Source organism: Enterobacter sp. PTB, from assembly GCF_051130085.1.
Classification (GTDB): Bacteria; Pseudomonadota; Gammaproteobacteria; order Enterobacterales; family Enterobacteriaceae; genus Enterobacter; species Enterobacter ludwigii.
Map to the genome: position 1 here is coordinate 1 of NZ_JBDKEE010000125.1, position 482 is coordinate 482.

General features: G+C 53.1%; 1 protein-coding gene. It reads right to left on the minus strand.

All coding sequences use genetic code 11. From position 1 onward, the window contains the following. Positions 1–376: transposase (locus AAIR21_RS27890; protein ID WP_434682844.1), on the minus strand; the 376-nt coding region annotated here is incomplete at its 3' end. Positions 377–482 lie beyond the last annotated feature (106 nt).

Here is a 482-nt window from a genome sequence, read left to right on the forward strand (position 1 = left end):
ATTTGTACAGCTCTCCGCCGAAGGCTTTATCGGTGGCCACGTGCTGGTAGATCCACTCGTGGCTAACCGGTCTGCCGATGATATTGCCAATGGCGCTGATCTGTTCCGGACTCCACAGCCAGTTCAGCGCTTCTTCGACAAAGAAGACCGTATCCTCGTGCATCAGTCGTTTGCCGGCAGCTTTACGCCGGTTGTCGCTAAGCTTTTGCGCTACCGCTGGCAGGTAGCCATCTACAGAGCGATTACGCCGCAGTTCTCGCGAGACCGTTGACTTACTGACGCCTAAGCGGCGGCCAATCTCGGCCTGACTAACTTTATCTTCACACAACAGGGCTATCTGGTATCGTAACCCTTCGGTTAGCTGCTGATATCTCATAGTTACTCGCTCATCTTTGGTCGGAAGAGCAGGATAGCTTATCGGTAGCTAACCGTTCCCCCATCCACATGACCGAGCGTTGCACTTATTATCTGAATTCGCGGTT